General features: G+C 64.8%; 8 protein-coding genes. All 8 read right to left on the bottom strand.

All coding sequences use genetic code 11. The annotated features are described in order from the left end of the window. The coding region (locus AC1DS0_RS30490) for a GTP-binding protein (protein ID WP_476817942.1) at positions 1 to 460 on the bottom strand (460 nt) is incomplete at its 3' end. Between the two features lie 50 nt (positions 461 to 510). Continuing rightward, positions 511 to 2,586 carry an elongation factor G gene (fusA, locus tag AC1DS0_RS30485; RefSeq protein ID WP_476817941.1) on the bottom strand — a complete coding sequence of 692 codons (2,076 nt, stop codon included), beginning with the start codon at positions 2,584 to 2,586 and terminating at the stop codon, positions 511 to 513. Between the two features lie 36 nt (positions 2,587 to 2,622). Next, positions 2,623 to 3,093, bottom strand: coding sequence for a 30S ribosomal protein S7 (gene rpsG / locus AC1DS0_RS30480; RefSeq protein ID WP_091843752.1), 471 nt, complete (start codon positions 3,091 to 3,093; stop codon positions 2,623 to 2,625). Between the two features lie 74 nt (positions 3,094 to 3,167). Next, complete coding sequence (gene rpsL / locus AC1DS0_RS30475; protein ID WP_057189964.1) at positions 3,168 to 3,539, bottom strand: 30S ribosomal protein S12; 372 nt, start codon at positions 3,537 to 3,539, stop codon at positions 3,168 to 3,170. 445 nt (positions 3,540 to 3,984) lie between these two features. After that, the gene (locus AC1DS0_RS30470; protein WP_476817940.1) at positions 3,985 to 5,982 is read right to left on the bottom strand and encodes an ABC transporter ATP-binding protein; all 1,998 of its coding nucleotides are present in this window, start codon (positions 5,980 to 5,982) and stop codon (positions 3,985 to 3,987) included. 55 nt (positions 5,983 to 6,037) lie between these two features. Continuing rightward, a complete protein-coding gene (locus AC1DS0_RS30465) occupies positions 6,038 to 8,125 on the bottom strand; it encodes an FAD-dependent oxidoreductase (protein ID WP_476817939.1) in 2,088 nt (695 codons plus the stop codon). Positions 8,126 to 8,526: 401 nt separating this feature from the next. Further along, positions 8,527 to 9,621 carry a helix-turn-helix transcriptional regulator gene (locus AC1DS0_RS30460; RefSeq protein ID WP_476817938.1) on the bottom strand — a complete coding sequence of 365 codons (1,095 nt, stop codon included), beginning with the start codon at positions 9,619 to 9,621 and terminating at the stop codon, positions 8,527 to 8,529. Positions 9,622 to 10,082: 461 nt separating this feature from the next. Then, positions 10,083 to 14,267: a DNA-directed RNA polymerase subunit beta' gene (gene rpoC, locus AC1DS0_RS30455; protein WP_476817937.1), complete on the bottom strand. Its 4,185-nt coding sequence runs from the start codon at positions 14,265 to 14,267 to the stop codon at positions 10,083 to 10,085. Between the last annotated feature and the right edge of the window lie 68 nt (positions 14,268 to 14,335).

Raw genomic sequence — 14,335 nt, 5'->3', positions numbered from 1 at the left:
TCTCCATCTCGACCAGCTCGAGCAGCTCGGCGTCGTCGACGAGATCGACCTTGTTCATGAACACCACCAGCGCGGGAACGCCGACCTGGCGCGCCAGCAGGATGTGCTCGCGGGTCTGCGGCATCGGGCCGTCGGCAGCCGACACCACCAGGATCGCGCCGTCCATCTGCGCCGCGCCCGTGATCATGTTCTTCACATAGTCGGCGTGCCCGGGGCAGTCGACATGCGCATAGTGACGGGCCGGCGTCTCGTACTCGACGTGAGCCGTCGAGATCGTGATGCCGCGCGCCTTCTCTTCCGGCGCCTTGTCGATCTGGTCATACGCCGTGAACGACGCGCCGCCAGACTCAGCCAGAACCTTCGTGATCGCAGCCGTCAACGACGTCTTGCCATGGTCGACGTGACCAATCGTTCCAATGTTGCAGTGCGGCTTCGTCCGAGCAAACTTCTCTTTGGCCATGTCAGCCTCCGTCAGATCTTCTCAAGTGTTCCGTGTAATGCGTTGTTCGATCAGGCGTATTTGGCCTGAACCTCAGCAGCCACCGCGGACGGCACCTGCTCGTAATGGTCGAACTGCATCGTGTAGTTGGCGCGGCCCTGGCTGAACGAGCGCAGCTGGTTCACATAGCCGAACATGTTGGCGAGCGGGACCATCGCATTCACGACGACCGCGTTACCGCGCATGTCCTGGCCCTGGATCTGGCCGCGCCGGGAGTTCAGGTCACCGATGACCGAGCCGGTATAGTCTTCAGGCGTCACCACCTCGACCTTCATGATCGGCTCGAGCAGGACCGAGCCGCCCTTCTGCAGGCCTTCACGCAGAGCAGCGCGAGAGGCGATTTCGAAGGCCAGAGCCGAGGAGTCGACTTCGTGGAAGGCGCCGTCGATCAGCGTGACCTTGACGTCGACCACCGGGAAGCCGGCGAGCACGCCGGAGCCGATGACCGAGTTGAGGCCCTTCTCGACGCCGGGGATGTACTCCTTCGGCACCGAGCCGCCGACGACCTTCGACTCGAACTCGAAGCCCTTGCCGGTCTCGTTCGGCTCGATGACGAGCTTGACGCGGGCGAACTGGCCCGTACCGCCGGTCTGCTTCTTGTGGGTGTAGTCGATCTCGGCCTTCTTGGTCAGCGTCTCGCGATACGCAACCTGCGGCGCGCCGATATTGGCATCGACCTTGTAGGTCCGGCGCAGGATGTCGACCTTGATGTCGAGATGCAGCTCGCCCATGCCCTTGAGAATGGTCTGGCCGCTCTCCTGGTCGGTCGAGACGCGGAAGGACGGATCCTCGTTCGCGAGCTTCGACAGGGCGAGGCCCAGCTTCTCCTGGTCGGCCTTGGACTTCGGCTCGATCGCGATCGTGATGACCGGCTCGGGGAACTCCATGCGCTCGAGGATCACGGCGTGGGCCGGATCGCACAGCGTGTCGCCGGTGCGGACGTCCTTGAGGCCAGCCAGGGCGACGATGTCGCCGGCGAAAGCCTCCTTGATGTCCTCGCGGTTGTTCGCGTGCATCAGCAGCATGCGGCCGACACGCTCTTTCTTGTCGCGCGTCGAGTTGATGACGCCCTGGCCGGTCTCGACCTTGCCGGAATAGACGCGGCAGAAGGTGATGGTGCCGACGAAGGGGTCGTCCATGATCTTGAAGGCGAGCATGGCGAAGGGATCCTCGTCCGTCGGGTGACGAACGGTCTCTTCTTCGGTCTTGAAGTCGATGCCCTTGATGTCGCCGCGATCGACCGGCGACGGCAGGAAGTCGACGACGGCGTCGAGCAGCGGCTGCACGCCCTTGTTCTTGAAGGCCGAGCCGCAAAGAACCGGGTGGAAGGCGCGGCGCTGCACGGCGGTCCGCACCAGGCGGCGCAGCGTGGCAGCATCAGGCTCGGTCCCGTCGAGATAGGCTTCCATCGCCGCATCGTCCATCTCGACGGCGGCTTCGACCAGCTTCGAGCGATACTCGACAGCCTTGTCGGCGAGATCGGCCGGGATCTCCTGCTCTTCGAACGAAGCGCCGAGCGCCTCGCCGTTCCAGACGATCGCCTTCATCTTGATGAGGTCGATGACGCCGGCGAAATTCGACTCCGAACCGATCGGAAGCTGCAGGCAGACGGGCTTGCCGGCGACGCGGTCGATGATGTCCTGGACGCAGCGATAGAAATCGGCGCCGATCTTGTCCATCTTGTTGACGAAGACGACGCGCGGAACGTCGTACTTGTCGGCCTGGCGCCAGACGGTCTCGGTCTGGGGCTCGACGCCCTGGTTGCCGTCGAGCACGCAGACGGCGCCATCGAGCACGCGCAGCGAACGCTCGACCTCAATGGTGAAGTCGACGTGGCCAGGGGTGTCGATGATGTTCAGGCGGTGGTCCTGCCACAGGCAGGTCGTCGCGGCGGAGGTGATCGTGATGCCACGCTCCTGCTCCTGCGTCATCCAGTCCATGGTGGCGGCGCCGTCATGGACTTCGCCGATCTTATGGCTCTTGCCGGTGTAGAACAGGATGCGCTCGGTCGTCGTCGTCTTGCCGGCATCAATGTGAGCCATGATGCCGAAGTTACGATAGCGATCGATGGGATGAGAACGGGGCATGGAGATGCTCTGTCTTTCCGGGTCCGAACGGACGAATTACCAGCGGTAGTGCGAGAAGGCGCGGTTGGCTTCCGCCATCCGGTGCGTGTCTTCGCGCTTCTTGACGGCGTTGCCACGGTTGTTGGCAGCGTCCATCAGCTCAGCCGAGAGGCGCTCGACCATGGTGCGGTCGTTGCGGCCGCGGGCGGCGGCGATCAGCCAGCGGATGGCGAGAGCCTGGCGGCGCTCGGTGCGAACCTCGACCGGGACCTGATAGGTCGCGCCGCCGACGCGGCGGGAACGGACCTCGATCGCCGGGGCGACGTTCTCGAGCGCAGTCTTGAAGACGGCGAGCGGATCGCTCTTCAGCTTGCCTTCGATGATCTCGAAGGCGCCGTAGACGATGCCTTCGGCAGTCGACTTCTTGCCCTCGTACATGACCGAGTTCATGAACTTGGTCACGATCACGTCGCCGAACTTGGCGTCCGGGATGATCTCGCGCTTTTCGGCACTGTGGCGGCGGGACATCGTCTAGTCTCCGGTCAAATCTCAAAAGCTGCGAACCGGCTGGGGCATCTTGCCCCGCCGATCGGGCAGGAAAATTACTTCGGACGCTTGGCGCCGTACTTCGAACGGCGCTGCTTGCGGTTCTTGACGCCCTGCGTGTCGAGCACGCCGCGCAGGATGTGGTAGCGCACGCCGGGAAGATCCTTGACGCGGCCGCCGCGGATCATGACGACCGAGTGCTCCTGAAGGTTGTGACCCTCACCCGGAATGTAGCCGATGACCTCGAAGCCGTTGGTCAGGCGCACCTTGGCGACCTTACGCAGCGCCGAGTTCGGCTTCTTCGGAGTCGTCGTATAGACGCGCGTGCAGACGCCGCGCTTCTGCGGGCAATTCTCGAGTGCCGGCGCGGTGTTGCGCGCCTTGACCGGCGAGCGCGGCTTGCGGATCAGCTGGCTGATTGTCGGCATTTAAGGCCTCTCGCTCCCCTGAGCGCTTGATGAATTCGATGTCCATTCCGGCGCCGCAGAGCCATGACCAAACGCAGCCGCGCCATCGGCGCCCATTTCCGGGGCCTCAGGCGCGTTCGCGATGCAGAGGAACACGGAACTTGCCCGCGTTCATGCGTCCTGCCATGTCGTCGTTAGACGCTGGAATTCCGACGGAGTTTCGGTCGCGAACCTCGCTCGCAACAAAGGCAAGCGACAAACGTGTCCGACAGCCGTCGATAGTGGGGCGCTTATGACTCAGCTATAGATTCGCGTCAACCCCGGATTTCACCCTCGGAGCCGGTTCCAATCAGCTTGCTCTGCAAGCCGATCGGCAGAACGGTCTCCAGGCTGGAAATGAGAGACGGATTCACCGATCAGGTTGTTCCAACCTGATCGGACCCGGCTTTCGCCCCCGAATTTAGCCTCAATCGTCGTCATCTTCCACACTCGCCCGCATCTGGTCGTTCCAGAGCTTGCGATAGAGACCGGAGCGCTTGCGCATCAAGGTCGCATGGTCGCCGCGCTGCACGACTCGGCCGGCGTCCATCACGATGATCTCGTCCATGTCCGCGACAGAGGTCAGCCGGTGCGTCACGAACAGCAGGCTGCGGCCACGGCCGATCTTCTTCAGCGTGCGGTTGATCGCGGCCTCGGTGGTCTGGTCGAGCGCCGAGGTCGCCTCGTCGAGGAGCAGGATCGCCGGGTCGCGCAGCAAGGCGCGGGCAATGGCGATACGCTGACGCTGCCCGCCCGACAGGGTCTCGCCGCGCTCGCCGACCATGGTGTCGTAGCCGCCCGGCAGGCTGGTGATGAACTTATGGATCTCGGCCTTCTTCGCGGCGGCCTCGACCTCGGCGTCAGACGCCTCCAATGAGCCGAGGCGGATGTTCTCACGCAGCGAGGTGTTGAATAGGACATTGTCCTGGAACACCACCGCCATCTGGGCCCGCAGCGAGTCGCGGGTGACGCTGGCGATATCGACGCCGTCGATCGTCACCTTGCCGCGCTGTGGGTCATGGAAGCGCAGCAGCAGGCTGAGCAGCGTGCTCTTGCCCGCCCCGCTCGGCCCCACGATGGCGACGCGCGAGCCGGCAGGGATGGCAAGGTCGAGCCCGTCGATCTGGGCGTCCTCCCCGCCATAGGAGAAGCGCACGCCCTGGAAGCCGATCTCGTGCGCGATGCGCGGGCACTCGATCGCGTTCGGCCGGTCGGAGACCCGGATCGGCTCGTCGAGGATGTCGTGCATGTGCCTGACCGCGCCGGACGCGTCGATCACCACCGGGATGTACTGGGTCAGGTGGTTGAGATTGTAGGTGATCTCCCAGAACACCGCCTCGAAGGCGACGAAGGTGCCCACCGTGATCACGTCGTTGAAGGTGAGATAGGCGCCGATCGCCAGCACGATCAGGTGCAGCCAGAGCACCACGATGGTGATCGAGCGCTCGACCATGGTGTTGAGGAAGGTCGAGCGGCTCTGCGCCGCCCGCAGCGCGCTGTTGCGCTGGCCGAACCAGAGTTGCGAGATGCGCACGAGGCCGAAAGCCTTCACCACCGGCTGCGCGCCGATATTCTCCTGGACGACGCCGAGCTCGCCCGCCTGCGCCCGCTTGACCCCGTAGCTGGCGGCGACCGCCTTCGGCGTGAGCAGCCGCGGCCCGATCAAGGCGATCGGGATGATCAGCAGTGCCAGCAGGCCGAGCTCGGTGTTGAGGTAGATCAGCAGGGCGATGCCGGCCAGCAGCTCGAGCAGCGGCAGCGCGCCCCAATTGGCGAAATGGATGACCGACTCTTCATAGGTGGTCATGTCGTTGGAGAAGCGCGACAGGATCTCGCCGCGGCGATGCCGTTCATAGAAGCTCAGCGGCAGCTTCTGGATATGCTCGAACAGCGAGCGGCGCACATCGGTGGTGATCGCCGCCGTCACCTTCGCATCGATCCATTCGTACCAGATCGCCACGACCGAGGTGATGATGCCGGCGATGCCGAGGACGCTGAGGATGAAGATCAGCTCGCTGCGATCCTTGTCCTCGAACACCTCGTCCAGGAGGTATTTGAGCGAGAGCGGCATCAGCACGTTGAAGGCCATCTCGACCAGGAGGCCGAGCCCGACCAGCGCGATGCCGAGCCGGTGCGGCCCGAGATGCGGCCAGGTAAAGGAGAGGACGCCCTTCAGCGCGCCCGCGGCTTCGCCGGCGGTGTAGGCGACCGGACCGTCATCGTCCTCGTCGTCCTCCTCTTCATCATCCTCGTCGGCTTCGTCCTCGTCATCATCCACCTCCGCCGCGCCGGACTGCAGCGCGCGCCGCTTCGGCTCCTCGGGCGGACGTGACGCCGGCCGCTTCGCCGCGCCGGTGGCCTTCGTCGCCGGATCGGGCACGGCACTATTCTCGCCCGTGCCCGGCTTGACCTCGTCGTCGCTCACTGATCACCGGCGGGGCTGGACCAGCGCCCGCCGCTCCCTCTCGGATCGGATTGGCTCAGGCGCTATCGGGCGCGATGCGGTTGAAGAAGCAGTAGCGCAGGCTTTCCGCATCCTCGTACCAGCGGCCGGGCCCCTTGTCGGCGGCGAGCGTGCGCTCCCAGAGCGCGTCGAGCATCTCCTGGCTCTGGATCGCCATGTCGAAATCCTCGTCGAAGAACAGCTCCGACCACTCCCACCAGGTCGCGAGCTTCTTCACGCCGCGCAGCAGGTCGTACATGTCGCAGACCTCTGAGGTGAGGTCAGCCGTCACCGAGCCGAAATAGACGCCGCGCTTCGCCACCCGGTGCAACTCGCCAAGCGCATCCTTGACGCCGCGTGTACCGAGATGAGCAAGGCAGCTCTCATAGACGATGTCGAAGGAGCCGTCCTCGAAGGGCAGGTCCGCGACCGTGCCGAACAGATTGTACTGCGCAAGATGCGCCGGCGTGCGGCCATGGATGTAGCGGTTGTTCTCGATACCCCAGGCATCGATGCCGAGCTCGCGCAAGGCGCCGACGAGCTCGCCCGAAGCGGAACCCGCGACCAGCAGCTTGAAGCCGGGCTTCGGCTGCCAGACCATGTCGATCAGGTCGCAGATATAGGCGGGATCGCTGAAGCGACGCCAGACCTCGCCATAGGGGCCGGCCCCGCGATAGGCGTCGAAATAGCCGCGGTCGATGCGCAGCGACGGCTCGGGCACGACGATGCCGCTCACCTCCCCGGCGCTCCTGGCGAGCCCCGTCGCATAGCGCTGGCGCATCACCTTGCCCAGCATCAGGTCGCTGGCGATGTCGGCGGAATCGAGCACGCCGTTCAGCGTCGAGTCGAACAGGTAGTCCCCGACGACGATCAGCCCGTCATGCTCCTTCGGCTCCGGCATGTGGTTCGTCACCACGTCGCGCACCGGAACGCCGCCCGGGATCGCGTTCACCGAGGCCATCCAGCGATGCACCTTCGCCTCGATCAGATGCGGGAAGGGATCGCCCAGCGAGGTCGGCAGCGATTTCAGCGCCGCCTTGGTCAGCGCCTCGTCGTCGAGATTGGCATAGGACAACGCGTCGATGCCGGCGATCAGCCAGTTGAGCACGCCGTGGCGGCCGACATCGTGCCGGGCGCCCTCGATATAGATGCAGCAGCCGCCGAAGCTCTCCGACATGAACCAAGCGCCCTCGATCTGGCCCTCCCAGAATGGCTTGTCGAACAGCGCGGCGACGCGCAGGTAATGCGCCGGCCGGTCGAAATGGGCGAGATGGCGGCTCATGCCCTGGCGCAGCCGGCCTTCGCCGAAATCGATGGTGCCGAGCCAGTTGTGCGGCAGGCACATCAGCACGAAGTCGAATTCGCGCGTCTCCGGCCCCTTGCCGTTCATCATGTCGAGCCGGTAGCGGCCACCGTCCGCCTTGCCGACGCGAAGAACGCGATGGTTCAGGAAGACCTCGGCGTCGAGATTGGCGCTCAGGCCCTCGACCAGCTGCTCATTGCCGTTCTGGATCGAGTAGACGTCGATATAGCCGTCGACATCCATCAGATAGTTCTTCAGCGCGTTGAGGCCGTTGCTGAGGTGGCCTTCGGACGCCACGTCGGAGCGCGCCATCGCCCGGAAGAAGCGCCGGGCGACCGGATCCGCCACCTCCTGCTCCAGCACCTCGTCGGCGCTCATAAACATCCAGGGATGGTTGTTGTCGTGCTTGCCGGCTCCCTCGTAATAGGCCTGTTGCGACATCAATTCGGCGCAGCGCGCCCGGAACGCCAGGATGGCGTCGGCGGTCGCATCGCCATAGCGCCGGCGCATGCCCTCGACGCCGTCGACCAGCTTGCCGTCGAGGTGGAGAGCCTGCGAATCCATCGGGATGGTCTGGAAGCCGAAGCCCTCGATCATCTCGCGCAGCGGATCATGGCCGAGCTGGGAATAGCCGTAGATCTCGGCAACCCCCGCCTCGTAGAGCGCCGGCGCGCTGTCGAAGCGGCGCGAGACGATCTTGCCGCCGAGCCGCTCGGACGCCTCGAACAGCGTCACCCGGCACAGCCCCTGCATCTTCTTGCGGACCTGCCAGGCCGTCATCAGCCCGCCGGGACCGCCCCCGACTATCGCAACTTCCAGCATTCTACCCGCCCTGCCCCAGCGTCTCGCGCTTCATGCTCTGTCATGAGGACTTATAGCGCCACGGAGTTGCCATAATTTTACCGCCGCGACCATGCCTCTGTTTCGGTGTGACCCGTCTCGCCACGTCTTTCCGGCATGGAGAGCCTTCGTCCCCGCCCAAGCCCCCATTGCGGAAGCGGCATCGCTTCTGGAACGAGCGCGGAATCGACCTGGACGGCCCGGACACACCGGGAAAACCCTTGCGACCGCCAGTGCGACAATCGCACCGGGAGACGCCTGCTCAGTCGACCTCTCTGGCCTATAGCATCGGATCGAAAAGTGGAATCCACTTTTCGGAAAAATCCGATGCGATAACAATGTGATAGATCATCGTGATCGCGTCCGATCGGACGCGCGATGATCTAGTCGCGCCCCGAAACGCCGCCGGTCACGCCGGCACCACGCAGCAGGCCGATCAGATCGGCCTGGCGATGCAAGCCGGTCTTGGCCATGACGCGCTTCAAGGTCGAACGCGCGGTCTCCTCCATCACGCCGAGCGCCGCTGCCGCCTCTCGCGGGCGATGCCCGGCGGCGATCAGCGCGGCGAGCCTGGCCTCGGCCGGCGTCAGGTCGAACAGCCCCTGCACGACATCGGCGGTCGGCACGTCCTTCACCACCACCGGCGTCACGACGAGGATGCTCGCGGCACGCGAGAAGATATCGTGGGCCGCGCCGCGGATCGGCGTCAGGTGCAGGATCAAAGGCGGCTGGCTCTCGCGACGCGCGACCGGGATCGACCGCACCGTCGCGCTGGCGATCTGTCCCCTCGCCTGCAGGGCCGCCACGAGCAGGCCGTCCGCTGCGGCATCGACGAGCCCCAGGCGCGACGGGCGGTCGACGGCGACGGACGGGATCAGCGCCTCGAAGCGGGGATTGAGCGCCAGCGCCCGCCCTTCTTGATCGAGGATGGCAGCCGGCAATCCGATCGCCTCCAGCGCCCGGGCAGCGCCCTGCGCCCGCTCGAATTCGAGCCGGGACGAGAGCAGCATGGCCCGCGCCAGGTGCGGCCGCATCAGGTCGAAGCGCGCGATCAGCTTGTCCTCGACATGGCCCTGCTCCAGCTCGCGCTCGGCATGCAGGATGAAGGCCTCGCCGGTCGGAGACGCGATCGAGGTCGCGACCCCGATCCCCAGGCCCTGCGGCATCAGGAAATCGCGATAGACCGGCTCGCTCGCCATCTCGGCGTCGGAGAGGATGTCGATGTCGCGCAGGAAGCCGGCATGGCGGCGCTCGAGCAGGCGCCGCGTCCGTTCATTGCCGGGGAAGCGGTTGAAATGCGCCGCGACGACCTGGTCGAACTCGGGCGAGGACGAAATCCAGCGACTGGAGCTCGGCGTCACCGCGACCAGCACTGCGCCGGCGCCGCGGGCGATCTCCTGGAAACGCCGCAGAACCTGCGGCCACAGTTCCGGCACCACCGCCGCTTCGTAAAGACTGTCGAGAAACTGCTCGTCCATACCCCTTATCCGCACCGTCGTGCTTCACCGCCCCCGGCGAGCTTTCACGGACAAGCTTAGGCCAATTACAAACTCGAAGGTCAAGCAAGACAGGCTGCAACAACTGTTGTTCTGTCTCTAGAGCAGGATACGAAAAAGTGGGAACCGGTTTTTCGCAGAATCCTGCTCTAAACTCCTAGAATCGATCACGTTTTATGATTTTGGATCGATCCGATCCAAAATCATCGTGATCTAGGGAATGCCCGCGAAGACGAAACCTGACGCAAAGTCGCAGGCCGGTTTTCATCTTTCCATTTTATGCATGTCAGGTGCCGAAACACGGCACAAGCGGCCCGAGCCGATACCAGTCCAACCAGCCGGCGATCTTTCCCGACCGGAGACACGGCAGGACGAGCCCATAAAAAAGGCCGCCCCAAGGGGCGGCCCTGATGGTCTGCGCTTTCGCGCCGATGCGGGGCGACTTACTCCGCCGCCGGCAGCACCGCTGCGGCAGCGGCCGCGGCCTTGGCCGCAGCATCCGCCTTCTGGCCGACGATGAGATCGTCGCGGCGCGTCGCCACCTGCTTGATGCGGGCGACCTGCGCGCCGGTGCCGGCCGGGATCAGCGAGCCGACGATGACATTCTCCTTGAGGCCTTCCAGCATGTCCATCTTGCCGTTGACCGCCGCCTCGGTGAGGACGCGGGTCGTCTCCTGGAAGGAGGCGGCCGAGATGAACGAGCGGGTCTGCAGCGACGCCTTGGTGATGCCGAGCAGGACCGGAACGCCGGAAGCCGGCTTCTTGCCCTCCTCGCGCAACTTGGCGTTGACCTCTTCCAGCTCGATCCGGTCGATCTGGTCGCCGGTGAGAATGTCGCTATCGCCGGATTCGGTGATCTCGACCTTCTGCAGCATCTGCCGGACGATGACTTCGATGTGCTTGTCGTTGATGGTCACGCCCTGGAGGCGGTAGACCTCCTGGATCTCGTTGACCAGGTAAGCGGCAAGCTCCTCGACGCCCTTGATCGCCAGGATGTCGTGCGGCGCCGGGTTGCCGTCGAGGATGTAGTCCCCGATCTCGACGACGTCGCCATCCTGCAGGTGGATGTGCTTGCCCTTCGGGATCAGGTACTCGACGCCATCAGTGCCGTCATGCGGGGTCAGCGTGACGCGACGCTTGTTCTTGTAGTCGCGCCCGAAGCCGATGACGCCGGCCTTCTCGGCGATGATCGCGGCATCCTTCGGACGCCGCGCCTCGAAGAGCTCGGCGACGCGCGGCAGACCACCGGTGATGTCGCGGGTCTTGGCCGAGTCGGTCGAGACACGCGCCAGCACGTCGCCGGCCTTCATCGACGCGCCCGGCTCCACCGAGATGATGCCGTCGACGGGCAGGATGTAGCGAGCCTCGCCGCCACGGGCGAGCTTCGCGATCTTGCCATCCGGGCCATGCAGGGTCATCGCCGGACGCAGGTCCGAGGTACGGGCCGAACCGCGCCAGTCGATGACGAGGCGCTTGCTGATGCCGGTCGCCTCGTCGGTCGTCTCCGTCATCGACATGCCGTCGACCAGGTCCTCATAGCCGACCTTGCCGTCGACTTCCGCCAGGATCGGGCGGGAATAGGGATCCCACTCGATCAGGCGCTGGCCGCGCTTGACCTTGTCGCCGTCGTCGACGCGCAGCTTCGAGCCGAACTGGACGCGGTGCACCGCGCGCTCGGCCCCGTCCGGACCGGTGATGACGATGGCGAGGTTGCGCGCCATCGCGATCAGGTCGCCGTCCGAGTTCCGCGCCGCATTGCGGTTGCGGATCTTGACCGTGCCCTCGAAGTTCGACTCGACGAAGGACTGGTCGGCGATCGTGGCCGCGCCACCGATGTGGAAGGTACGCATGGTGAGCTGCGTGCCCGGCTCACCGATCGACTGCGCCGCGATGACGCCGACGGCCTCGCCCATGTTGACGGGCGTGCCGCGGGCCAGATCGCGCCCATAGCAGGTCGCGCAGACGCCGTTCTTGGTCTCGCAGGTCAAGACCGAGCGGATCTTCACCTCCTGGACGCCGGCGGCGTTGATCTTGGCGATGTGGCTTTCCTCGATCACCGCACCCTTGCCGACAAGGACGTTGCCGTCGATGTCGGTGACCTCCACGGCCGCCGAACGGCCCAGGATGCGCATGCCGAGCGAAGCCACGACCTGGCCGGCATCGACGATGGCGCGCATCTTGATGCCGTTGTCCGAGCCGCAATCGACCTCGGAGATGATCGCGTCCTGCGCCACGTCGACGAGACGACGGGTCAGRTAACCCGAGTTCGCCGTCTTGAGCGCGGTGTCGGCCAGACCCTTACGGGCGCCGTGCGTCGAGTTGAAGTACTCGAGAACGTCGAGGCCTTCCTTGAAGTTCGAGATGATCGGCGACTCGATGATCTCGCCCGACGGCTTGGCCATCAGGCCGCGCATGGCGGCAAGCTGGCGCATCTGCGCCGGCGAACCACGGGCGCCCGAGTGGCTCATCATGTAGATCGAGTTGATCGGCTTGTCGCGACCGGCATCGTCCTTCTTCACGGTCGAGATGCGGGCCATCATCTCCTGAGCGAGCTTGTCGGAGCACTTCGCCCAGGCGTCGACGACCTTGTTGTACTTCTCGCCCTGGGTGATCAGGCCGTCCTGGTACTGCTGCTCGTAATCCTTGGCGAGCACGCGGGTCGCGTCGACGATCTCCCACTTGTTCTCGGGGATCACCATGTCGTCCTTGCCGAACGAAATGCCGGCCTTGAAGGCATGCTTGAAGCCGAGACCCATGACGCGATCGCAGAAGATCACCGATTCCTTCTGACCGCAGCCGCGATAGACGGCGTCGATCATGTTGGAGATCTCCTTCTTGGTCATCAGCTTGTTGACGACGTCGAAGGACATGGCCGGATGGTCCGGCAGCGCGGTCGAGAGGATCACGCGGCCCGGAGTGGTGTCGTAGATCTTGGTGTAGGGCTGGCCGTCACGGCCGGTGCCGGTCCAGCGATACTTGATCTTCGAATGCAGCGTGACGACCTTCTCGTGCAGCGCGTATTCGAGCTCGCCGAAATCGCCGAAGATCTTGCCCTGGCCCGGCTCGCCATCCGAGATGATCGAGAGGTAGTACAGGCCGAGCACGATGTCCTGCGACGGCACGATGATCGGCATGCCGTTCGCCGGGTGCAGGATGTTGTTGGTCGACATCATCAGGACGCGCGCTTCCAGCTGCGCTTCCAGCGACAGCGGGACGTGCACGGCCATCTGGTCGCCGTCGAAGTCGGCGTTGAACGCGGCGCAGACCAGCGGGTGCAGCTGGATCGCCTTGCCCTCGATCAGAACCGGCTCGAAGGCCTGGATGCCGAGGCGGTGCAGCGTCGGCGCGCGGTTCAGCAGCACCGGATGCTCGCGGATGACCTCGTCCAGGATGTCCCAGACCTCGGGCTTCTCCTTCTCGACCAGCTTCTTGGCCTGCTTGACCGTGGTCGAGTAGCCCTTGGCGTCGAGGCGCGCATAGATGAACGGCTTGAACAGCTCGAGCGCCATCTTCTTCGGCAGGCCGCACTGGTGCAGCTTCATCTCCGGGCCGACGACGATGACCGAGCGGCCGGAATAGTCGACGCGCTTGCCGAGCAGGTTCTGCCGGAACCGGCCCTGCTTGCCCTTCAGCATGTCGGCGAGCGACTTCAGCGGACGCTTGTTGGCGCCGGTGATGACGCGGCCGCGGCGGCCGTTGTCGAACAGCGCGTCGACCGACTCCTGCAGCATCCGCTTCTCGTTGCGGATGATGATGTCGGGCGCACGCAGCTCGATCAGCCGCTTCAGGCGGTTGTTGCGGTTGATGACGCGGCGATAGAGGTCGTTCAGGTCCGAGGTCGCGAAGCGGCCGCCATCGAGCGGCACCAGCGGACGCAGGTCAGGCGGGATCACCGGGATGATGGTCATCACCATCCATTCCGGCTTGTTGCCCGACTCCTGGAAGGCCTCGATGATCTTGAGGCGCTTCATCAGCTTCTTCGGCTTGAGCTCCGACGTCGTCGTCGCGATCTCATGCTTCAGGTCGGCGTTGATCTGGTCGAGATCGAGCGCGCGCAGCATCTCGCGGATCGCTTCCGCGCCGATCATCGCCGTGAAGGTGTCGGCACCGTACTCTTCCTGAGCGCGGACATACTCTTCTTCGGTCAGCAGCTGGCGATCCTTGAGCGGGGTCAGGCCCGGCTCCAGGACGACGTAGGATTCGAAGTAGAGGATGCGCTCGAGGTCCTTGAGCGGCATGTCCATCAGCAGGCCGATGCGCGAGGGCAGCGACTTCAGGAACCAGATGTGCGCGACCGGGGCGGCGAGCTCGATATGGCCCATGCGCTCGCGCCGGACCCGTGCCAGCGTCACCTCGACGCCGCACTTCTCGCAGATCACGCCCTTGAACTTCATGCGCTTGTACTTGCCGCACAGGCACTCGTAATCCTTGATCGGCCCGAAGATGCGGGCGCAGAACAGGCCGTCGCGCTCCGGCTTGAACGTGCGGTAGTTGATCGTCTCGGGCTTCTTGATCTCGCCGAACGACCAGGATGCGATCTTCTCAGGACTCGCGATCGAGATCTTGATCGCGTCGAACGCCTGCTGCACCGGCTGCTGGCCGAAAAGGTTCATGACCTCTTGCTTCATAGCCTGTCTCCTGTGACCGGTGGGGTTTTGGGGAAAACCGCCCTGCCCGGCCTTTGATCCATCGGCCG

Source organism: Allobosea sp. P4_H5, from assembly GCF_056400825.1.
Note: the sequence above shows the minus strand (reverse complement) of the source record. Positions and strands in the feature narration are given on the sequence as shown.